The 19,917-nt window shown below is 30.1% G+C and carries 23 protein-coding genes; all 23 read left to right on the top strand.

Annotated features, from left to right (window positions below; translation table 11 throughout):
* Positions 1 to 87 precede the first annotated feature (87 nt).
* The 23 genes from ABDZ71_RS12995 to ABDZ71_RS12885 all read left to right on the top strand — a co-directional run bounded on the left by ABDZ71_RS12995 (position 88) and on the right by ABDZ71_RS12885 (position 19,800).
* Positions 88 to 1,230 carry a 1-propanol dehydrogenase PduQ gene (locus ABDZ71_RS12995; RefSeq protein ID WP_343762092.1) on the top strand — a complete coding sequence of 381 codons (1,143 nt, stop codon included), beginning with the start codon at positions 88 to 90 and terminating at the stop codon, positions 1,228 to 1,230.
* Between the two features lie 110 nt (positions 1,231 to 1,340).
* Positions 1,341 to 2,171 (top strand): MerR family transcriptional regulator, encoded by an 831-nt coding sequence (locus ABDZ71_RS12990; RefSeq protein WP_343762091.1) that lies wholly within the window; start codon positions 1,341 to 1,343, stop codon positions 2,169 to 2,171.
* A gap of 473 nt (positions 2,172 to 2,644) precedes the next feature.
* Positions 2,645 to 3,760: a hypothetical protein gene (locus ABDZ71_RS12985; RefSeq protein WP_343762090.1), complete on the top strand. Its 1,116-nt coding sequence runs from the start codon at positions 2,645 to 2,647 to the stop codon at positions 3,758 to 3,760.
* Positions 3,747 to 4,013 carry a hypothetical protein gene (locus ABDZ71_RS12980; RefSeq protein ID WP_343762089.1) on the top strand — a complete coding sequence of 89 codons (267 nt, stop codon included), beginning with the start codon at positions 3,747 to 3,749 and terminating at the stop codon, positions 4,011 to 4,013. The genes ABDZ71_RS12985 and ABDZ71_RS12980 overlap by 14 nt, the downstream gene beginning before the upstream one ends.
* A gap of 20 nt (positions 4,014 to 4,033) precedes the next feature.
* Complete coding sequence (locus tag ABDZ71_RS12975; protein WP_343762088.1) at positions 4,034 to 4,330, top strand: BMC domain-containing protein; 297 nt, start codon at positions 4,034 to 4,036, stop codon at positions 4,328 to 4,330.
* 149 nt (positions 4,331 to 4,479) lie between these two features.
* Positions 4,480 to 4,788: a BMC domain-containing protein gene (locus ABDZ71_RS12970; RefSeq protein ID WP_343762087.1), complete on the top strand. Its 309-nt coding sequence runs from the start codon at positions 4,480 to 4,482 to the stop codon at positions 4,786 to 4,788.
* Positions 4,789 to 4,820: 32 nt separating this feature from the next.
* Positions 4,821 to 6,317, top strand: a complete 1,497-nt coding sequence (locus tag ABDZ71_RS12965) for an aldehyde dehydrogenase family protein (protein ID WP_343762086.1) — start codon at positions 4,821 to 4,823, stop codon at positions 6,315 to 6,317.
* A 49-nt stretch (positions 6,318 to 6,366) separates the two neighbouring features.
* A complete protein-coding gene (gene cutC / locus ABDZ71_RS12960; protein ID WP_343762085.1) occupies positions 6,367 to 8,907 on the top strand; it encodes a choline trimethylamine-lyase in 2,541 nt (846 codons plus the stop codon).
* Positions 8,908 to 9,119: 212 nt separating this feature from the next.
* Complete coding sequence (gene cutD / locus ABDZ71_RS12955) at positions 9,120 to 10,073, top strand: choline TMA-lyase-activating enzyme (RefSeq protein ID WP_343762084.1); 954 nt, start codon at positions 9,120 to 9,122, stop codon at positions 10,071 to 10,073.
* Between the two features lie 39 nt (positions 10,074 to 10,112).
* The gene (locus tag ABDZ71_RS12950) at positions 10,113 to 10,466 is read left to right on the top strand and encodes a BMC domain-containing protein (protein ID WP_343762083.1); all 354 of its coding nucleotides are present in this window, start codon (positions 10,113 to 10,115) and stop codon (positions 10,464 to 10,466) included.
* Complete coding sequence (locus ABDZ71_RS12945) at positions 10,463 to 10,909, top strand: EutP/PduV family microcompartment system protein (RefSeq protein ID WP_343762082.1); 447 nt, start codon at positions 10,463 to 10,465, stop codon at positions 10,907 to 10,909. Before ABDZ71_RS12950 ends, ABDZ71_RS12945 begins: the two co-directional genes overlap by 4 nt.
* Before the next feature lie 6 nt (positions 10,910 to 10,915).
* Entirely contained in the window at positions 10,916 to 11,641 is a 726-nt protein-coding gene (locus ABDZ71_RS12940; protein WP_343762081.1) for a cobalamin adenosyltransferase, read from the top strand.
* Complete coding sequence (gene eutJ / locus ABDZ71_RS12935) at positions 11,623 to 12,471, top strand: ethanolamine utilization protein EutJ (RefSeq protein WP_343762080.1); 849 nt, start codon at positions 11,623 to 11,625, stop codon at positions 12,469 to 12,471. The genes ABDZ71_RS12940 and eutJ overlap by 19 nt, the downstream gene beginning before the upstream one ends.
* Positions 12,472 to 12,484: 13 nt before the next feature.
* Positions 12,485 to 12,787, top strand: a complete 303-nt coding sequence (locus ABDZ71_RS12930; protein WP_343762079.1) for a BMC domain-containing protein — start codon at positions 12,485 to 12,487, stop codon at positions 12,785 to 12,787.
* Positions 12,784 to 13,047, top strand: coding sequence for a EutN/CcmL family microcompartment protein (locus ABDZ71_RS12925; RefSeq protein WP_343762078.1), 264 nt, complete (start codon positions 12,784 to 12,786; stop codon positions 13,045 to 13,047). The genes ABDZ71_RS12930 and ABDZ71_RS12925 overlap by 4 nt, the downstream gene beginning before the upstream one ends.
* Positions 13,048 to 13,127: 80 nt before the next feature.
* Entirely contained in the window at positions 13,128 to 13,796 is a 669-nt protein-coding gene (locus ABDZ71_RS12920; RefSeq protein WP_343762077.1) for a cupin domain-containing protein, read from the top strand.
* A 12-nt stretch (positions 13,797 to 13,808) separates the two neighbouring features.
* Positions 13,809 to 14,627 (top strand): BMC domain-containing protein, encoded by an 819-nt coding sequence (locus ABDZ71_RS12915; protein WP_343762076.1) that lies wholly within the window; start codon positions 13,809 to 13,811, stop codon positions 14,625 to 14,627.
* A 34-nt stretch (positions 14,628 to 14,661) separates the two neighbouring features.
* Complete coding sequence (locus ABDZ71_RS12910; protein ID WP_343762075.1) at positions 14,662 to 16,305, top strand: acetaldehyde dehydrogenase (acetylating); 1,644 nt, start codon at positions 14,662 to 14,664, stop codon at positions 16,303 to 16,305.
* Positions 16,305 to 16,955 carry a phosphate propanoyltransferase gene (locus ABDZ71_RS12905; protein WP_343762074.1) on the top strand — a complete coding sequence of 217 codons (651 nt, stop codon included), beginning with the start codon at positions 16,305 to 16,307 and terminating at the stop codon, positions 16,953 to 16,955. The genes ABDZ71_RS12910 and ABDZ71_RS12905 overlap by 1 nt, the downstream gene beginning before the upstream one ends.
* Positions 16,956 to 17,017: 62 nt before the next feature.
* Positions 17,018 to 17,308: an ethanolamine utilization microcompartment protein EutM gene (gene eutM, locus ABDZ71_RS12900; RefSeq protein WP_343762073.1), complete on the top strand. Its 291-nt coding sequence runs from the start codon at positions 17,018 to 17,020 to the stop codon at positions 17,306 to 17,308.
* Positions 17,309 to 17,474: 166 nt separating this feature from the next.
* Positions 17,475 to 17,852, top strand: a complete 378-nt coding sequence (locus ABDZ71_RS12895) for a PH domain-containing protein (protein WP_343762072.1) — start codon at positions 17,475 to 17,477, stop codon at positions 17,850 to 17,852.
* Between the two features lie 386 nt (positions 17,853 to 18,238).
* A complete protein-coding gene (locus ABDZ71_RS12890; RefSeq protein ID WP_343762071.1) occupies positions 18,239 to 18,739 on the top strand; it encodes a nitroreductase family protein in 501 nt (166 codons plus the stop codon).
* A 368-nt stretch (positions 18,740 to 19,107) separates the two neighbouring features.
* Positions 19,108 to 19,800 carry a response regulator transcription factor gene (locus tag ABDZ71_RS12885; protein WP_343762070.1) on the top strand — a complete coding sequence of 231 codons (693 nt, stop codon included), beginning with the start codon at positions 19,108 to 19,110 and terminating at the stop codon, positions 19,798 to 19,800.
* Positions 19,801 to 19,917: the final 117 nt, after the last annotated feature.

Below are 19,917 nucleotides of genomic sequence, written 5' to 3'. Positions count from 1 at the left end.
TTATAATTGTAGGGTGATTTTATTTTAAAACTAAAGAATAACTAATTCATTCATATCTTGATACTTTTGAAATGGGAGAAAATGTATATGAAAGAATTTAGTATTAATACAAAAGTGTATTTTGGAAAAGGGTCTTTAGATAGACTTAATGAAATTAAAAATAAAAGAGTACTTATTGTATGTGATAAATTTATGGAAACTTCAGGTATGGCTTTAAAAGTTAAAGAAAAACTTACTAACTGTCAAGTAGATATATATAGTGATATTATACCTGATCCATCTGTAGAGGTTATTGCAGCTGGTATTCAAAAGTTGAAAAATTTTAATGCAGAAGTTATGATAGCTCTTGGTGGAGGTTCATCAATTGATGGAGCCAAGGCTATGAGAGAATATGCTAAAACAATAACTGCAGGAAGTTATTTTATAGAAGAGTTTTATGCCATTCCTACTACAAGTGGTACAGGCTCTGAAGTAACTCAATATGCAGTAATCACAAATAAGCAAGAAGGATTAAAGCATGCCCTTTCAGATAAATCTCTTCTTCCAATGGTTGCTATTCTTGATCCTGAATTGGTGAAATCTGTCCCTAAAGCTATAACTGCTGATACAGGAATGGATGTAATCACACATGCTATAGAAGCTTATGTTTCAAAGAATGCTACTGATTTTTCAGATGCTCTTGCAGAAAAAGCTTTTACTCTAGCTTTTAGATTTTTACCACAAGCTTATGCTGATGGAAATGATGTAATAGCAAGAGAAAAACTTCATAATGCGTCTTGTCTTGCTGGTATGGCTTTTAATGAAGCTGGACTTGGAATTACTCACAGCTTAGCTCATGCCATAGGAGGAAAATTGCATGTTTCTCATGGAAGAAGTAATGCAATAATACTTCCCCATGTAATAGAGTATAATGCTGACTTAAATAAGGATGCTTTTAATGATAAATATAGTATAGCAGCGAAAAAATATCAAAGGCTTGCTAAATTATTAAATTTACATGCCTCTAATGTGAATATTGGTGTTAATAATTTAATTAGAAGTATTAAAAAACTTCAAAATACATTGATGATTCCAAAGACATTAAAACAGCAAGGAACTGATATGGATTTAGCTAAAGCATCAAGAGAAGAGATTATTAATGCAGCTCTTAAGGATATCTGTACAATAGCAAATCCTAGAGAAACCAAAACAGAGAATTTATCCCAAATTTTAGATAAAATTTTAGAATAAAATATTTAATTAAATACCACTCGTATATTGAGTGGTATTTGTGCTGATTTTTCAGAAGATTGCCAAAATTATACAGGTAAAATATATATGTAAAGGAGCTTAATCTTAATATGGAAGATAATTTATATTCAATAGGTAAAGTTGAGGAAATATGCAAAATAACTAAAAAGGCACTAAGATATTATGACAAGAAAGATATATTATCTCCTGATAAAGTAGCTAATGAAAGTGGCTATAGGTACTATAGCAAAAAAACTTTATTATCTGTACCAATGATTAAATATTATAAACAGAGTGGATTTAAGCTTGAGGAAATGAGAGCTTTTTTGAAAGGGACAACCTATGATTTTTTTCATAAGAGCTTTACAAGAAAAATTGATGAATTAAAAGCACTTGAAAGAGAAATAAATTTAAAAATAAGATCCGTTAAAGATTGGGATGACCTTATAGTTGAAGCACAGATGGTAATTGAAAATAATGTTTCAGATGTGGCTATAAAATATATAGATAACCGTACTTTAACTTTTTTATGTCAAGATTTTAAATATGATTATATGGACTCTATAATTAATATAGGATTTACAAATTATATAGATAGTATAAATAATGCTATAACAGGACCTGTAATTATATGTTTTCCTTCCTTTAAGGATAAAATGAATGGTAAATGCAATAAAATGAAGATAATGCAGGAGACAATATTAAAATGTAAAGAAGAATTAAGTATTGAATTTGGAGGATGGATGGCAGCGGCTTGTTATCATATAGGTTCTCATGAAACAATTAATGAAACATATAAGAAAATAAAAAAATGGACAGAAGAACATGGATATATATGTTCTGAAGAATCCTATGAAAGATATGTAACAGATTACTGGACCACTAAAAATGAAGATAAATTTGTAACAGAAATTTTAATCAGAATTAGTCGAAAAAAATAAATCTTTTCTTTGAAAACGTTACCCCTAGGTTAAGGTCAAAGGGAGTAACGTTACTTTTTTTGTTAAAAAAAACACAATTTCTTTAAATAAAAATCTATTTATCCCTTTTAAAACTTTAAATTTTACTAAAATGTATTTATATATTCTTATATTTAATACTTATAAGACCAAAATGTAATACTAACTTAATGCAGTGTTTTCAAGTGCTTATTAAGTTTTAATTATAAGTATAATTAGAAATTTTCAAGTATTATTCAAATATTCTTATAAAATATATATTGACTTTACCCTATAGGGAAAGGAATATAATTTACTTAAGAAAAACACCTACAAGATAGAAAATGAAAATGTATTCAATGATTTAAAGTAAAATATACCCAATTATAACAATCACATCTTATATATTATAAATTTTTATTTAATAATATAAATTTAATTATTATTAGTTTTATAAGGGAAAGGAGTTTTATTTAATGAGTCAAAATTCAAAAGCAGTAAGTTTAGAAGCAATTGCTGCAAAAAAGAAATTATCAAGTAGTTTCTTTAAAAAAGGTATATCCTTAGCTTTATTTTCAGGACTTGCCTATGGAGTGTACACTGCATTTTTAACTATGGGTATGACAAAAGGAGTTTGGGGTGATTGGTATGGTAAAAATACTGCTGCTTTATCAACATTTGTTGTAGTATACTTACTTGCAGCCCTAGGTAATGCAATAAATGATACTTGTAGTGCTGTATGGGCAATCTTATATTCAATAGTTAAAGGGAAATTTGGAGATTTCTTAAGATGTGTTAACACAAAGCCAGGTCGTATTATGATATTAGCTGCACTTATTGGAGGACCTATAGCTAGTACAGCTTATGTAATATCAATTCAAATGGCAGGTTCAATAGTTGTTCCTATATCAGCACTTTGTCCTGCAATTGCTGCTATATTAGGTAAAGTTTTATATAAACAAGAATTAAATAAACGTATGGCAGTTGGTATTTTTATATGTGTATGTGCAAGTTTTTTAATTGGTAGTACAAGTTTTGTTGGTGGTAGTATTTCAAAGGATACATTCTTAGGAATATTAATAGCTATTTTAGCAGCTTTAGGCTGGGGATTTGAAGGTTGTGTAGCTGGATATGGTACAGCAATGATTGATCCTGAAATTGGTATTTGTATTCGTCAAGTAACAGCTGGCATAGCAGACTTATTTATTTTACTTCCTATACTAGGAGTAATGGCTGGCAGAGTAGGTATTTCTTTTGAACTTGCATCTCAAGCCTTTACAAGTGGTCCTGCAATGGTTTGGTTTATCTTAAGTGGTTGTTTAACATTTATGACATTTATGACATGGTATGCTGGAAATAGTATGTGTGGAGCAGGTCTTGGTACTGCATGTAATGGTACATATTCTTTCTTTGGACCATTGTTTTGCTTATTAGTATTAGGTGTATATGGTGGAATGGACGGATGGTCATTACCTCCTGTTGCTTGGATCGGAGCTGGAGTTATGATGATTGGTATTCTTACAGTATCTATGAATCCTCTTGACTTATTTAAAGGAAAAAATAAGGAGGTAGATATAAATGAAACCGCTTAATTATGCTATTTTGAAGCATTTTACTAAAGTGCCTGAAGCTTCTGCTAAAGATGTTATAGAGGCTCTAAAAGGGGAATACGGAAATTTTAAAGCTTTAAAACTGGATGCTGTAATTAATGCTTTAATGACAGCAGAAGCTAATGGTCTTATTGAAGAAACAAGATTTGATTTAGATGAAAATAAAGAATTAAGAGTTTATTACCATGCACATAAAGAAGGTGCTGAGACAATTAATAAATATATTGAGGACTAAATTAAAAGGAGGAATTAAAGATGAGATACTATGGAGATGAAGCTTTAGGTCTTGTAGAAACAATAGGATTAGTTCCTGCACTTCATGCTGCAGATAAAATGCTTAAAGCAGCTAATGTTGAATTGATTTCCTATGAAAATATTGGTTCCACTCTTGTAACTATTATGGTAAAAGGAGATGTTGGAGCAGTAAAATCTGCAGTAGAAGCAGGTGCAGAAGCTGCTAGATCTATTGGTAAATTAACAGCACATAATGTTATGCCACGTCCTATCAGAGAAGTTGGAGATATTGTTTCGGTACACGATGTTGATGCATAAAAAAAGTTTAATTTGCTCTTTTAATATAGAGTACTAAATTATAAATAGTCTAAGAATATGTTTAAATGTACTATATTAGTACATTTAAAATTAAAACGTTCTCTAGTTTAGAAGGTTAATACATAAGTGAGAAAGGAAGTGAAATACATATGGCAAGATATGAAGCTATAGGATCAATCGAAACTTTTGGTTTAGTTTTCGCTTTAGAAGCAGCAGATGCTATGTGCAAATCAGCAGATGTTGAACTTATAGGATATGAAAACGTTGCATCAGGTTATATATCTGTATTAGTTCGTGGTGATGTTGGAGCTTGTAAAACTGCAGTGGAAGCTGGTGTTTGTGCAGTTAATGAAATGGAAGGTGCAAATCTTTACAGTTCAATAGTTATTCCAAGACCCCATGAAGATCTTGAAAAAATAATAAAACGTTATGAACTTACAAATCTTCTACCAGAATAAAAGAAACTTTTTAAAGAAAAGGAGAGAGAAAAATGAATATTATTGATAGTGATTTACTCTCCATGCAAGAAGCTAGAATTCTTGTTGAAAATGCTCGCGAGGCACAAAAAAAATTAGCAACCTTTCCCCAGGGTAAACTTGATGAGATAGTTGAGCGAATGACTGAAGAAATTGAAAAACATTTAAAAGAACTTGCAAAGTTATCTAATGAAGAAACTGAATATGGAAAGTGGGAAGATAAATATATCAAGAATCACTTTGTATGTAAGTATCTAAAAAATAGACTTAAAGGTATGAAATGTGTAGGTATAATCCATGAAGATAAAATAAAAAAAACAATGGATGTTGGAGTGCCAAAAGGTGTTATTATAGCCTTTCCGCCATCAACAAGTCCTGTATCTACAACTATATATAAGGCATTAATTGCAATTAAATCAGGAAATGCTATTATATTTTCACCTAATCAAAAAGCTAAAAATGTAATTTTTAAAACAGTTGATATTTTAATTAGAGCAGCAGAAGGAGTAGGACTTCCAGAAGGGGCTCTTGCATATTTGCATACAGTAACTAAAAGTGGGTCATTAGAACTTATGAATCATAAAGATACATCTCTTGTAATGAATACAGGAGTTACAGAAATGCTCCAGGATGCATATAAATCAGGTAAGGCAGTAATTTATGGAGGAAATGGTAATGGACCAGCTTTTATAGAACGTACAGCAGATATAAAAAAGGCTGTTAAAGATATTATAGATAGCAAGAATTTTGATTATGGAGTTGTATCTTCAGCAGAGCAATCAATTGTTGCTGATAGCTTAATTGCAGCTGAAGTAAAAGAAGAACTTATTAAAAATGGTGGATACTTTATGACAGAAGAGGAAGCTTTAAAACTTGGATCAATTCTTTTTAACAAAGATGGAAGTATTGATTTAGAGATGATTGGTAAATCACCACAATTCTTAGCTAAAAAAGCTGGTTTTAATGTTTCAGAAGATGTAAAGGTTCTTATTTCTAAACAAAAATATGTTTCTAAAAAGAATCCTTATTCAAGAGAAAAACTTTGTCCTGTTTTAGCTTTTTATATAGAAGAAGATTGGATTCATGCTTGTGAAAAGTGTATAGAATTATTACTTACTGAAAGATATGGACATACACTTATAATACATTCAAAAGATGAAGAAGTTATTCGTCAATTTGCACTTAAAAAGCCTGTTGGAAGAGTACTTGTAAATACTCCAGGAACCTTTGGAAGTATGGGAGCTACTACAAATTTATTTCCTTCAATGACTTTAGGTAGTGGATCTTGTGGCAAAGGTATGACATCTGATAATGTTTCACCTATGAATTTAGTATATATTCGTAAAGTGGGATATGGAGTTAAAAGTGTAGATGAAGTTGTTAAAGAAGTAAGTAAAAGTGGGGAACATGATAATTTCGATCTTTCAAAAGATACATTAAGTCTAAATAAAATAGATAACTATAAAGTATTAGAAAGCATTTTAAAAAAAGTTTTAGAAAACTTAAAATAAAAAATCATATTTAACATATGAAATACATTAAAGAATGTGAGGGAATAAATTGGATATTAAAGAATTTTCAAATAAATTTATGGAAGCTACTCAAAATATGTCTGATGAAGAACGTGCTAGTTTAATGAAGATGTTTTCAAGCGTTTCTAAGGAAATAACAAAAGAAGAACCAGCTGCTTCAAATATTGTATGTGACAATAATGGAGAAATACCAGATGGAATAACAGAGCGTTTAGTTAAGTTAAAAGAAACTTATCTAAAACATGTTCCATCAATAACAACTCATAGAGCAAGAGCTATAACTAAAATAGCTAAAGAAAACCCAGGAATTCCTAAATCAGTTTTACGTGGTAAATGTTTTAAACATTGTTGTGAAACTGCACCACTTTTGATTCAAGATAATGAGCTTATAGTTGGAGCACCAAATGGAAAACCACGTGCAGGAGCATTTTCTCCTGATATAGCTTGGAGATGGATGGTTGATGAGATAGATACAATAGAAAATCGTCCACAGGATCCATTTTATATTTCAGAAGAAGATAAGAAAATCATGCGTGAAGAGTTATTCCCATATTGGAAAGGCAAATCAGTTGATGAATATTGCGAAGATCAATACAGGGAAGCTGGAGTATGGGAGCTTTCAGGAGAATCATTTGTTTCCGATTGTTCATACCATGCAGTAAACGGTGGAGGAGACTCTAACCCAGGATACGATGTTATTTTAATGAAAAAAGGCATGCTTGATATAAAAAGAGAAGCAGAAGATCATTTAGCAAATTTAAGTTATGAAAATCCAGAAGATATAGATAAAATTTATTACTATAAATCAATAATTGATACTGCTGGAGGTGTTATGATATACGCTAAACGTATGTCAGAATATGCTAAAGAGTTAGCAGAAAAAGAAACTAATCCTAAGCGTAAGAAAGAACTTGAAAAAATTTCTGAAATAAATGCTAGAGTTCCAGCACATAAACCAAGTACTTTTTGGGAAGCAATTCAAGCAGTTTGGACTATAGAATCATTACTTGTAGTTGAAGAAAATCAAACAGGTATGTCTATAGGACGTGTTGACCAATATATGTATGAATTCTATAAAAATGATATAGAATCTGGTCGTATGAATGATTTTGAAGCATTTGAATTAGCAGGTTGTATGCTTATAAAAATGTCTGAAATGATGTGGATAACAAGTGAAGGTGGTTCTAAATTCTTTGCAGGTTATCAACCATTTGTAAACATGTGTGTAGGTGGTGTTACAAGAGAAGGACGAGATGCTACAAATGATTTAACTTATCTTTTAATGGATGCAGTTCGTCATGTTAAGATATATCAACCATCATTAGCTTGTCGTATACACAAATCATCGCCACAAAAATATCTTAAAAAGATAGTTGATGTTATTCGTGCAGGTATGGGATTCCCAGCATGTCATTTTGATGATGTTCATATAAAAATAATGCTTGCAAAAGGTGTTTCTATAGAAGATGCAAGAGATTATTGCTTAATGGGATGCGTTGAACCACAAAAAGCAGGAAGATTATATCAATGGACTTCTACAGGATATACTCAATGGCCTATATGTATAGAACTTGCATTAAATCATGGTGTACCACTATGGTATGGTAAACAAGTATGCCCAGATATGGGAGATTTAACTCAGTTTAAAACTTATGATCAGTTTGAAAAAGCTGTTAAAGAACAAATAAAATTTGTTACTAAATGGACAAGTGTTGCTACAGTAATTTCTCAACGTGTTCATAAAGAGCTTGCACCAAAACCTCTTATGTCTATGATGTATGAAGGTTGTATGGAAAAAGGTAGAGGAGTAGAAGCTGGAGGAGCAATGTATAACTTTGGACCTGGAGTAGTATGGAGTGGTCTAGCTACATATACAGATTCTATGGCAGCTATAAAAAAATTAGTATTTGAAGAAAAGAAATATACTCTACAAGAAATAAATGAAGCTTTAAAGGCTGATTTTGTTGGATATGATAAATTAAGAAAAGATTGCTTAGAAGCACCTAAATATGGTAACGATGATGATTATGCAGATTATATAGCTGCTGATTTAATTAACTTTACTGAAAAAGAACACCGTAAATATAAGACATTATATTCAGTACTTAGTCATGGTACTTTATCAATATCAAATAATACTCCATTTGGACAATTAACTGGAGCTACAGCAAATGGACGTAGAGCATGGATGCCATTATCTGATGGTATAAGTCCATCACAAGGATCTGACTTTAAAGGACCTACAGCTATAATAAAATCTGTTTCTAAAATGTCTTGTGAAAACATGAATATAGGTATGGTTCATAACTTTAAACTAATATCTGGTCTTCTTGATACAAAAGAAGGAGAACAAGGAATTATTACATTACTACGTAGTGCATGTGCTCTTCAACTTGGAGAAGTACAATTTAACTACTTAGATAATAAGACTTTAATAGAAGCACAAAAACACCCAGATCAATATCGTGATTTAATAGTTCGTGTTGCTGGATATAGTGCATTCTTTGTTGAGTTATGTAAAGATGTTCAAGATGAAATTATAAGTAGAACTATGCTTACACATTTTTAATAAAAAGATTTAAAGATAGATATCTTAAAAAACCCTTAGTTTAGTTTTTATAAAATTTACGTATCACTCTAATATTTCATTTATAGTTTGAATTTGATTTTTCATTTCAGATTAAGAGTGATACGTAGATTGAAAAATATAACAATAATTTTTAGATTAAATCTTAAAATATATATTAAAAATCAAAGTAAATGAAACTGGAGAATAAAAATATGAGTAATGGAAATTTAGGTGTAATCCAGCGAAAAGCTAGAATTTTTAACATACAAAAGTACAATATGTATGATGGAGATGGAATAAGAACTTTAGTATTTTTCCAAGGTTGTCCTCTTCGTTGCAAATGGTGTGCAAATCCTGAAGGAATGATAAAAAAGAATAGAATTATGTTTAAACGTGATTTATGCATTAATTGCGGTGCCTGTGTTTCTGTTTGTCCTGTAGGTATACATACTATTTCTAATAAAACTTTAAAGCATGAAGTTAACCGTGATATCGACTGTATTGGATGTGGTAAGTGTAAGGAAGCTTGTCTTAAATCTGCATTATCAATAGTTGGAGAAGTTAAAACTATATCTGAACTTTTAGAAATTGTAGAAGAAGACAGAACTTTTTATGAAATGTCCGGTGGTGGAGTTACATTAGGCGGTGGTGAAGTTTTAATGCAACCAGAAGCTGCAACAAGTTTACTTATGGGATGTAAGCAAGAAGGTATAAATACTGCAATTGAAACTTGTGGATATACAAAACTTGAAACAATACTTAAGGTTGCTGAATTCGTAGACTTATTCCTATTTGATATTAAACATATTGATTCTGATAAACATTTTAAATTAACTGGAGTGAGAAATGAAAGAATTTTAGAAAATCTTACAGAATTACTTCGCAAAAAATATAATGTTAAGATTCGTATGCCTTTACTTAAAGGTATAAATGAATCACAAGATGAAATAGAAAAAACTATGGAGTTTTTATTACCCTACAAAGATTATAAAAACTTTAAAGGAATTGATTTACTTCCATATCATAAAATGGGTGTAAATAAATATAACCAATTAGGAATTGAATATCCTATAGAAGGAGATCCAAGCTTAAATAGTGAGGATTTAGATAAGATAGAAGGATGGATTAAAAAATACGATTTGCCTGTAAAAGTAATCCGTCATTAAATAATTTTCAAATAGATAATAAGATGGAAGGTAAGGTTTATGGGAGATTTTTCTGATAGAAATATACAGCGTGTTATACAAGAATCAGTGCCAGGGAAACAGATTACTATAGCCCATGTTATTGCATCACCAATGGCTGACATATATGAACGTCTTGGAATTGATGAAAAAGGAGCAATAGGTATTCTAACTTTGTCCCCCTTTGAAACTTCAATTATTGCAGCTGATATTGCTACAAAAGCTTCAGATGTTGAAATTGGATTCCTTGATCGTTTTACAGGGTCTGTTGTAATAAATGGTGATGTTCAAAGTGTTGAAACAGCACTTAGTGCAGTAAATAATACGTTAAAGGATATGCTTGGATTTACGACCGCTCCCATTACAAGAACATGAAGAAAAAACGCATAATGGTAATCGGTCCTTCAAGAGCTGGAAAAACTACAATAGTTAATGCATTAAATGATTATGATGGTCCATTAAGGAGAACCCCAGATTTAATTTATGGTAAAAATACTATTGATGTTCCAGGGTCTTATGTAGAAAATGCATGGATGTACAAACATATAATTGCAGCCTCCCAGGATGCAGCTTATGTACTTATATTAGTCGATCAGTCTAATTGTACTGAAATATATTCCCATGGATTTGCAAAATCTTTTAGATGTAAAGTAATTGGAGTTATAACAAAATGTGACTTGATGCCTGAAAATAAAGATAAATGCGTAAGGCAGCTAAAAAAAATAGGAGTATCAGAGCCATATTTTCATATTAGCTTTAAAGTGGGAACAGGTATTAATGCTTTAAAGAAGTATTTATTTGAAAAAGGTGAGGAGTAAAGGTTAATGATGAAATTTATTACTGAAGAGTATTTGAGAGATTTATATAGAAAAGAACCTTTTAGTACCTATAAGCTAGAACAAGGACAACGCCTTACCCCTGGAGCAATTGAGTATTTATCTGATAAAAGAATAAAATTTACAGATAATGATTTAAAAGCAAATAAGTCTTCTAAAGTAACTAAGAATCTTTCCCCAAAAAACTTAGAAATAAGCCTAGAAGAAACAGCTGAAAAAACAATAAAAGATAGGGGAAATAGTGATTTAAATTTGAATAAGAAGCTTTGTTTTAAACTTAAGTCTATGGAGGCTAAATTTCTTGTTATAAGTAGTGAAATAGTAAAAGAAGATATTATTATAGCACAAAATATTATGAGTTTGAGTAAAGAAATATCAAAGATTAGAAATGCTTTAAATGGGAAAGAGAGTTTTAAGTCTACTTATTTAAAAGAATGTAGAGGAATGAATTCATCAAATTTAAAAGCTGAGCTTGACGATTGCTTTGAAATAACAGAATTTTATATGCAACTTGAAAAAAGTAGTTCAATTTTAAAAATGCACACATTACGTTGTGCCCTTAGAGAATTGCAATTTGAAATAATTGAGATATACAAAAATGGTGATGAAGATTTAAAAATTAAGATTATAGAAAGCATGAATTTAATAATTAATTCAATATCTCAATTAATTTGTTTAGCAGTAGGAGGAAAAGAATGTCAGAGAAAAAATTAACTTTTCAGTATTGTGATGATATGATTCAAAAGTTTGAAGATGTTATAGAAAAACCAATTAACAGCAAGTCTTCTGTTTATTATACTGGCGTAGATTTAGGTACTGCTTGTATTGTATTAGCTGTTTTAGATGAAAATTATAACCCTGTAGCAGGTAGCTATAGATATGCTGATGTAGTTCGTGATGGTATGGTTGTTGATTATATTGGAGCCGTAAGAATTGTTAGAGAATTAAAGGCAGAAATAGAGGAAAAACTAAATACAGAACTTGTTTATGCTGCTGCTGCAATTCCTCCAGGAACAGATGCACTAGATTCTGGAGCAATTAAAAATGTAGTTCAAGCAGCAGGATTTGAATTGACTTCTCTTTTAGATGAACCAACTGCTGCAAATGAATTGCTTAAAATAAAAGATGGTGCCGTTGTAGATATTGGTGGTGGAACAACTGGAATATCTATCTTAAAAGATGGCAAGGTTATTCATGTTGTTGATGAACCTACAGGTGGAACACATTTTTCATTAGTTATTTCCGGTGCATATGAAATGCCTTTTAAAGAGGCAGATAAATTTAAAAGAGATAATAGAAACCATAAGGAAATTTTACCAGTATTAAAGCCGGTAGTTGAAAAGGTATCTTCAATTGTTAATAATCACATTAAAAATTATGATGTTAATGAAATCTCTTTAGTAGGTGGTACTTGTTGTTTGACAGGAATTGAAAAAATTATTCAAAATCAAACTGGAGTGTATACTCATAAGCCTAAAAATCCTATGTTTGCTACACCACTTGGAATAGCACTAAGTTGCAGTCAAGATATTATAGAAGAATAAGGAGTGTTTAAAAGTGGATTTTAGAATTATAAAATCACCTTCTAGTGGCACTAAAGATATTCTTAAAAGACGAATGAATGGAAAGTGTAAAACTGATTTAGAAAATGCTGATGCAATAGGACTTATTCAAGGCAAACTTATTGATATGGTATATGCTTCTGATATTGCTGAAAAAGCTGTTGGAGTTAGCGTTGAAGATATTCGAGGTACATGCCCACAGCACATGGTTTTACTAGGGATTTTTGGAGATACATCATCAGTTGAATCTGCATTAAATGAGATTAAAGTAAAAATGAAAGAGGTAAAAAAAGTATGATAGTAGCAAGACTTATTGATAATGTATGGGCCACTAGAAAAGCAGAATCTCTTAGCGGACTTAAATTTATGCTTGCTGAGGAAATTGGTGGAGTAGATGAAGGTCGTAGATTCATTGTAGTTGATATTATAAGTGCGGGTATAGGTGATAGAGTTATTGTAAGTACTGGATCATCAGCTAGAAAAATGCTTGGTAATGATGATATCCCTGTAGATGCAGTTGTTATTGGAATAATTGACGATGACTGCAAGTTTCAGTAAAACACACTCTTTCTTAAAATAATCATGAAGTTTTATAACTATTAATAGATACTAAATATTATTTGAAAGGATGTGAAAATATGAAAAAATTAATTTGTGCAAAAGATGTTGAATCATTAATGTCAAAAGGTGAAAAAGTATTTTATGTAGATGGCAGTGAAATAATTACACCATCAGCTAAAGACATTGCAAAAAATAATGGAATTATATTTACAAAAGAAAATTGCAAAGACAAAGTAGAATGTTTAGATCATAAAAAAGTGACAAGCCTAGATAACATTGATGCTGAAATGATGCTTAATTTCTTTAGAAAAATGATGGATAAAGGTCTGATGGAAGAAATGATTAATTGCTTAAATAAAAAAAATCTTCCTTTTGAAGTTGAAAGTGCTCCTAATGGACTTAAAGTTGTTAGAGGAAGTTCAGTAAAAATGGATATATTTGACACTGGGAATCCAGATTCAAAAGTTTATTTTCAAGAATTGGTAAGTAAAGAAGAATCAAAAATGAGTGCTGGTTTTTTAATAATTGATAACTCAAAATTTGATTGGGAATTAACTTATGAAGAGATTGATTATGTTATTGAAGGTAGTGTAACTGTTAAAATTGATGGAAAAGAATATACAGCTTATGCTGGAGATGTATTGTTTGTACCATCTGGTTCTAAGGTAGTTTGGAGTTCTAAAGAAAAGGCTAGAATATTTTATACAACATATCCAGCAAATTGGCCAGATCTTTTAGAAAATTAGGAGGAATAACCTATGGAAGCTCTTGGTTTAATAGAAACAAAAGGATTACTTGCAGCTATTGAAGCAGCTGATACAATGGTTAAATCAGCAGATGTAAGTATCATTGAAAAAACTTATGTAGGTGGCGGTCTTGTTACAATTTCAGTTACAGGGGATGTAGGAGCGGTAAAAGCATCTATAGAAGCAGCAACTTCTGCTGTTAGAAAACTTGATGAAAAGTTTTTAGTTTCAGACCATGTAATTCCACGTCCCCATGAAGAACTTGAAAATATAATTGGACCTAATACTCCGCCGGAAAATCCATCTTCTAATGATAATAAAAATATTGAGCACAAAGAAGAAGTTTTAAAAGAAGCAAATAAAGAAGATGATGAAGAAAAAATAGATTCTTTAGATAATAGGGAAAAGTTTCAAACTGAAGAAGATATAAAAGATATACCTAATATAAAAAACACAGAAAGCATTGAAACTTCTGAAGATATAGAGAGTTTACAAGATAAAGAAGATGTTAAAACTTTAAAAAATACAGTTAAGACAAAAGATTTAAAAGAAACTGAAAATCATATTAAAAAAAATAAAGATGATTTAAAGACTGATATAGATAAATTACATAAGTTAAATTTAGAAAATTTATCTAAAGAAGATGTAGACAAACTAGTAAGAAAAAATGGTTTAGAAAAAACTATTTTAATATTAGCGAAACTAAAGGTTGTTAAGCTTAGAAATCTAGCTCGTGAATATAAAGATTTTGTAATTACAGGAAGAACAATTTCAAAAGCAGGCAAGAATTCATTAATTGCAAAATTTAAATTATATTATGAAAAAAATTAGCTACTGTAAGATTTATGAAAGGAAGTAAGGGATTATGGAAAAATTTGATAAGGATTTGCGTTCAATACAAGAGGCAAGAGATCTTGCTAGACTTGGGAAAGTAGCAGCTGATAAAATTGCTGACTATAATGAAGAGCAAATTGATAAGATTTTATGTAATATGGTAAAAGTTGCAGAAGAAAATGTTGTTTGTCTAGCACAGATGGCAGTAGAAGAAACAGGTTTTGGTAAGGTTGAAGATAAAACTTTCAAAAATCATTTAGCAGCTACTGTATTATATGATTCAATCAAAGACATGAAAACTATAGGTATAGTTAAAGAAGATAAGACAAATGAGGTTATAGAAATTGCTGAACCTGTTGGTTTAGTTATGGGAATAGTGCCTTCAACAAACCCAACTTCTACTGCAATTTTCAAAGCTATGATTTCAATAAAATCTCGTAATGCTATAGTATTTTCACCTCATCCAGCTGCTGCTAAATGTACAATTAAAGCAGTTGAATTAATGAGAGATGCAGCAGTTTCAGCTGGTGCACCAGAGAATATTATAAGTTGTATAAATACTCCAACAATTGGAGCTACAAATGAATTAATGAAAAGCAAAGAAGTTTCAATTATAATAGCTACCGGTGGACCAGGAATGGTTAAAGCAGCTTACAGCTCAGGAAAACCAGCTCTTGGTGTTGGGGCAGGAAACTCTCCAGCATATATTGAAAAAACTGCTGATGTTAAAAAAGCTGTTAGAGATATTATTGCAAGTAAAACTTTTGATAATGGTACAATTTGTGCTTCAGAACAATCAATAGTATGTGAAGAATGTAATAAAGATGCAGTTATAGCTGAGTTTAAAAAACAAGGTGGATACTTTATGACAGAAGAAGAAACTGATAAAGTATGTAAGTTATTATTCAAAAAAGGAAATGCTATGAATGCTAAATTTGTTGGAAGAAGCCCACAAGTTATTGCAAGTGCTGCTGGATTTAAAATTCCAATGGGAACTAAAGTACTTATAGGAAAACAAGATGGAGTAGGAGTAGGTAATCCGTTATCTTTTGAAAAACTTACAACAGTTCTTGCCTTTTATACAGTAAAAGACTGGAATGAAGCTTGCGATTTAAGTATTGAACTTCTTCAAAATGGAATTGGTCATACAATGAGCATCCATACTCAAAATAGAGAAATGGCTATGAAATTTGCGGCAAAACCAGCTTCACGTATTCTTGTAAATACTGGAGGATCACAAGGTGGAACAGGGGCAAGTACAGGACTTAATCCTTCATTTACTTTAGGTTGTGGTACATGGGGAGGAAGTTCGGTATCTGAAAATGTTACGCCAAAACATCTTATAAACATAAAAAGAGTTGCTTTTGGTTTAAAAGATTGCGCAACACTTGCATCTAATGATCCAACTTTTAACTGTATAAAAACTGCTGAAAACTGTAATACTGCACAAAGTTGTAATACAGCTCAAAAGGCCTTTATGAATATGAGTCCAGATCAAATAGCTAAAGCTGCAGAAGTTTTAAATAAAGTTAATAGTTGTACTGAAAATAGTCAAAGCAGTAGTAAATGCAGTAATGAAAATACAAAAAATCAGTGCACAAGTGAAACAGAAAAAAATGAAGAACTTTTAGATTTAGTTAACCAAATAGTTTCTGCTATGAAAGGAGCAAACTAATGGAAAACTATGAAAAAGTACTGAAGCTTTTATTAGAAGCTGTTAAAAGTAAAGAAATAAATAGTACAAGCAATAAAAATTCATCTGAAATTAAAGTAGGAATTTCAAATAGACATATACATCTTTCACAAAAGGACTTAGAGATATTGTTTGGCAAAGATTATACTCTTACAAAACTTAAAGATTTATCTCAAGTTGGGCAATATGCTTGCAAGGAAACAGTGACAATTTGTGGAGCAAGAGGTCCTATTGCAAAGGTTAGAATATTAGGCCCTGTAAGAAGTAAAACTCAAGTTGAAGTATTAGCTGGAGATTGCGTTAAACTTGGGGTAGCACCTCATGTAAGATTATCTGGAGATTTAACTAAAACACCTGGAATAACATTAGTTGGTCCAAAAGGTTCAGTTCAAATTGAAGAAGGATTAATAGTTGCACAAAGACATATTCATATGAATCCTGAAGATGCTAAAAATTTAGGGGTACATGATGGAGAAATAGTGTCAATAAAGTTTGATGACTTAAGAGGCGGAATATATAATAATGTAGCTATTAGAGCTAACGATATTTCAACACTTGAATGTCATCTTGATATTGAAGAAGCAAACGCAATGGGTATTAACTCAAAATCAAAAGTAACAATAGTAAAATAAAAAATTAAGTATATAAATAAAAATTAAAATAAATTAAAAAAGATATTTAGGAGGATTTTAAAATGAAATATGATGCATTAGGAATGATAGAAACAAAAGGTTTAGTAGGATCAATAGAGGCTGCAGATGCTATGGTTAAAGCTGCAAATGTATATTTAATAGGTAAAGAATATATAGGAGGCGGACTTGTAACTGTTATGGTAAGAGGAGATGTTGGAGCTGTTAAAGCTGCTACAGATGCTGGAGCTGCTGCTGCACAACGTGTTGGAGAATTAGTATCAGTTCACGTTATACCACGTCCACATTCAGAAGTTGAAGCAGTTCTTCCAAAAGCTAAAGAAACTGAAAAATAGAATTTAACTACATTATAAATATAGAAAACGTCGCTAAGATTAGCGGCGTTTTTTATATTTATATCTTCATAAAAAATTAAAGATTTGTTATAAATTTTATAAAAGGAATATTTAATAATATGTGGAATCTTAAATTTATGGAATATAATCTTAGGAGGAATAAATAATGGGACTATTTAATGGACTAATAGGAAATGCTTCAGAAGTTGATATTAATAAAATAAGAAAAGAATATGAGAAAATTTTAGCCTCAAGTGAGAATATTGAAAAAGCATATAAATTAATTAGAGATATGTTTATATTTACTAATAAGAGACTTATTTTAGTAGATAAACAAGGAGTTACAGGTAAAAAAACAGAATACCACTCAATTCCTTATAAAAGCATAACACATTTTAGCATAGAAACTGCAGGACACTTTGATTTAGAAGCTGAACTTAAAATATGGATATCAAGTACAAAAGAGCCAATAGAAAAAACTTTCAATAGTAGTTTGAATGTATATGAAATTGAAAGTGTATTAGCAGATTATGTGTTAAAATAAAGCATTAAGATTATTAAAATAGATAAGCTGTAATTTTTAGATTTGATAATATTAAAAATATATGTGAATTTTATCATAATAAATATAAAAAAGAACTTCTTAAGTTAAGAAGTTCTTTTATTTTAGAAATTTATATTTGATTTTAATGATATATTAAAAAATATGTATTTAAAAGGTGGTTAGATATTATTTTAGTATATATTTTAAGAAAATAATTAGGCTTTTTAGTGAAATTAAATGTTTTTTTATTAAGACATCTTTATTGCTTTAAGATTCGTAGATATATTTATTAGGTTTATACTTTACATAGGAAGTTTTTGGTATTATAATACAAAATATCATATAATTGTATAAAATATTTAAAGAACAATTAGGAGGATTTACAAATGAATGCTATATTAGAAAGAAGAAGTATAAGAAAATATAAGGATAAAAAGATAAGTGATGATATTGTTGAAGAATTATTAAAAGCAGCAATGGCAGCGCCTTCTGCTGCCAATGAACAAACTTGGCAATTTGTAGTTTTAAGAGATAAAGAAACTATGAAAAAGATAACTAAAGTACATGATTATTCAAAGATGCTTTTAGAGGCGGATGTTGCAATTGTAGTTTGTGGAGATAAATCAAAAGAACTAGTAAAAGATTTTTGGGTACAAGATTGCTCAGCAGCTACAGAAAATATATTGATAGAGGCACAAGATAAAGGATTAGGTGCTGTATGGTTAGGTGTTTATCCTATGAAAGAAAGAGTAGATGGAATAAAAGAAATTTTAAAATTACCAGAGGGAATAATTCCTTTATCTGTAATATCTATAGGATATCCAAATGAAAACAAAAAACCATCAGATAGATTTAATAAAGAAAGAATACATTACGATAGATGGTAATTTATAAAATCTAAAGAGTGGAACTAAATTAAAAAGATATTTAAAATTTAAAAGAGATATTAAGGTGTGTTTTATGTATTTTCATAGACACACTTTTTTCTTATTAAATAAAATATGATCTTTAAGACAAGGAATTTTATCTTGCTATACTGCCCAAAATAATAATGATATAATTGTATTCATGGAGAATATTACTATCTTAGTTGTTTATTGTAGTGATTTAATTCTACTAAGGTGAGAAATATTTTTCTATTGTCTATGCTGTAATTGCTGAAACCAATAGCTATGGTTTTAAAATTTAAGTTACAAAATTAAATTAGTAAATAAAGTGTACGTGACCTAAGTGTCATTTGGAAAGGAACATATAAATGAATGAAAAAATTCTAATAGCTGAAGATGAAGTAGAAATATCTGAGATTATTGAAATATATTTAGCTGGTGAAGGATATGAATTAAAAATTGTTAAAAATGGTTTAGAAGGATTATCCGCAGTTAAAACTGAGAGTTTTGATTTAGCAATATTAGATATTATGATGCCCAAAATGGATGGATACAAACTTACTCGAGAAATTAGAAAAATAAGCAATATGCCAATACTTATTATTTCAGCTAAAAATGAAGATAATGATAAAATATTAGGGTTAAATATTGGAGCAGATGATTATATTACTAAACCCTTTAATCCTTTAGAAGTAGTGGCAAGGGTTAATGCACATTTGCGTCGAAATAGAAGCTACAATGAACTTAATAATGAGAACTCAAATCGTAGCAGAGTGAAAGATCTATTATTAGATAATAATACTTGTAGATTTTATAGAGAGGATACTGAAATTGTGCTTACAGCTACAGAATATAAAATAATGAGTTTACTTATGAAAAGTCCAGATAGAATTTTTTCGAAAATTCAAATAGCAGAGTATTTATCCGGTGAGTATTTTGAATCGGATGCACATACTATTACTGTACATATTTCAAATTTAAGGCAGAAACTTGGTAAAGATAATAAAGGAGAGCAATATATTAAAACAGTGAAAGGCTTGGGATATAAGATTGAAAGGTAAAAATAATAAACGAAGTTACTTTAGTATACTTGTTCAGGATTTCTTGTGTTTTATTATTGTAGTTTTGATTTCAATTTTTGTTATTTTATATCTTCGTGATTATATTGAAGATATGAG

It is taken from the genome of Clostridium oceanicum (genome assembly GCF_039521385.1).
Lineage (GTDB): Bacteria > Bacillota > Clostridia > Clostridiales > Clostridiaceae > Clostridium_F > Clostridium_F oceanicum.
This window is presented reverse-complemented; position numbering and strand designations above follow the sequence as displayed.

What these genes read in the sequence shown, in the direction of transcription:
- ABDZ71_RS12980 (WP_343762089.1), top strand. Translation starts at nt 3,747, where the DNA reads ATGAAACCGCTTAATTATGCTATTTTGAAGCATTTTACTAAAGTGCCT.
- ABDZ71_RS12910 (WP_343762075.1), top strand. Translation starts at nt 14,662, where the DNA reads ATGGAAAAATTTGATAAGGATTTGCGTTCAATACAAGAGGCAAGAGAT.
- ABDZ71_RS12970 (WP_343762087.1), top strand. Translation starts at nt 4,480, where the DNA reads ATGGCAAGATATGAAGCTATAGGATCAATCGAAACTTTTGGTTTAGTT.
- eutM (WP_343762073.1), top strand. Translation starts at nt 17,018, where the DNA reads ATGAAATATGATGCATTAGGAATGATAGAAACAAAAGGTTTAGTAGGA.
- ABDZ71_RS12975 (WP_343762088.1), top strand. Translation starts at nt 4,034, where the DNA reads ATGAGATACTATGGAGATGAAGCTTTAGGTCTTGTAGAAACAATAGGA.
- ABDZ71_RS12950 (WP_343762083.1), top strand. Translation starts at nt 10,113, where the DNA reads ATGGGAGATTTTTCTGATAGAAATATACAGCGTGTTATACAAGAATCA.
- ABDZ71_RS12920 (WP_343762077.1), top strand. Translation starts at nt 13,128, where the DNA reads ATGAAAAAATTAATTTGTGCAAAAGATGTTGAATCATTAATGTCAAAA.
- ABDZ71_RS12985 (WP_343762090.1), top strand. Translation starts at nt 2,645, where the DNA reads ATGAGTCAAAATTCAAAAGCAGTAAGTTTAGAAGCAATTGCTGCAAAA.
- ABDZ71_RS12965 (WP_343762086.1), top strand. Translation starts at nt 4,821, where the DNA reads ATGAATATTATTGATAGTGATTTACTCTCCATGCAAGAAGCTAGAATT.
- ABDZ71_RS12925 (WP_343762078.1), top strand. Translation starts at nt 12,784, where the DNA reads ATGATAGTAGCAAGACTTATTGATAATGTATGGGCCACTAGAAAAGCA.
- ABDZ71_RS12905 (WP_343762074.1), top strand. Translation starts at nt 16,305, where the DNA reads ATGGAAAACTATGAAAAAGTACTGAAGCTTTTATTAGAAGCTGTTAAA.
- ABDZ71_RS12915 (WP_343762076.1), top strand. Translation starts at nt 13,809, where the DNA reads ATGGAAGCTCTTGGTTTAATAGAAACAAAAGGATTACTTGCAGCTATT.
- ABDZ71_RS12885 (WP_343762070.1), top strand. Translation starts at nt 19,108, where the DNA reads ATGAATGAAAAAATTCTAATAGCTGAAGATGAAGTAGAAATATCTGAG.
- ABDZ71_RS12945 (WP_343762082.1), top strand. Translation starts at nt 10,463, where the DNA reads ATGAAGAAAAAACGCATAATGGTAATCGGTCCTTCAAGAGCTGGAAAA.
- cutD (WP_343762084.1), top strand. Translation starts at nt 9,120, where the DNA reads ATGAGTAATGGAAATTTAGGTGTAATCCAGCGAAAAGCTAGAATTTTT.
- ABDZ71_RS12895 (WP_343762072.1), top strand. Translation starts at nt 17,475, where the DNA reads ATGGGACTATTTAATGGACTAATAGGAAATGCTTCAGAAGTTGATATT.
- ABDZ71_RS12890 (WP_343762071.1), top strand. Translation starts at nt 18,239, where the DNA reads ATGAATGCTATATTAGAAAGAAGAAGTATAAGAAAATATAAGGATAAA.
- ABDZ71_RS12995 (WP_343762092.1), top strand. Translation starts at nt 88, where the DNA reads ATGAAAGAATTTAGTATTAATACAAAAGTGTATTTTGGAAAAGGGTCT.
- eutJ (WP_343762080.1), top strand. Translation starts at nt 11,623, where the DNA reads ATGTCAGAGAAAAAATTAACTTTTCAGTATTGTGATGATATGATTCAA.
- ABDZ71_RS12940 (WP_343762081.1), top strand. Translation starts at nt 10,916, where the DNA reads ATGATGAAATTTATTACTGAAGAGTATTTGAGAGATTTATATAGAAAA.
- ABDZ71_RS12990 (WP_343762091.1), top strand. Translation starts at nt 1,341, where the DNA reads ATGGAAGATAATTTATATTCAATAGGTAAAGTTGAGGAAATATGCAAA.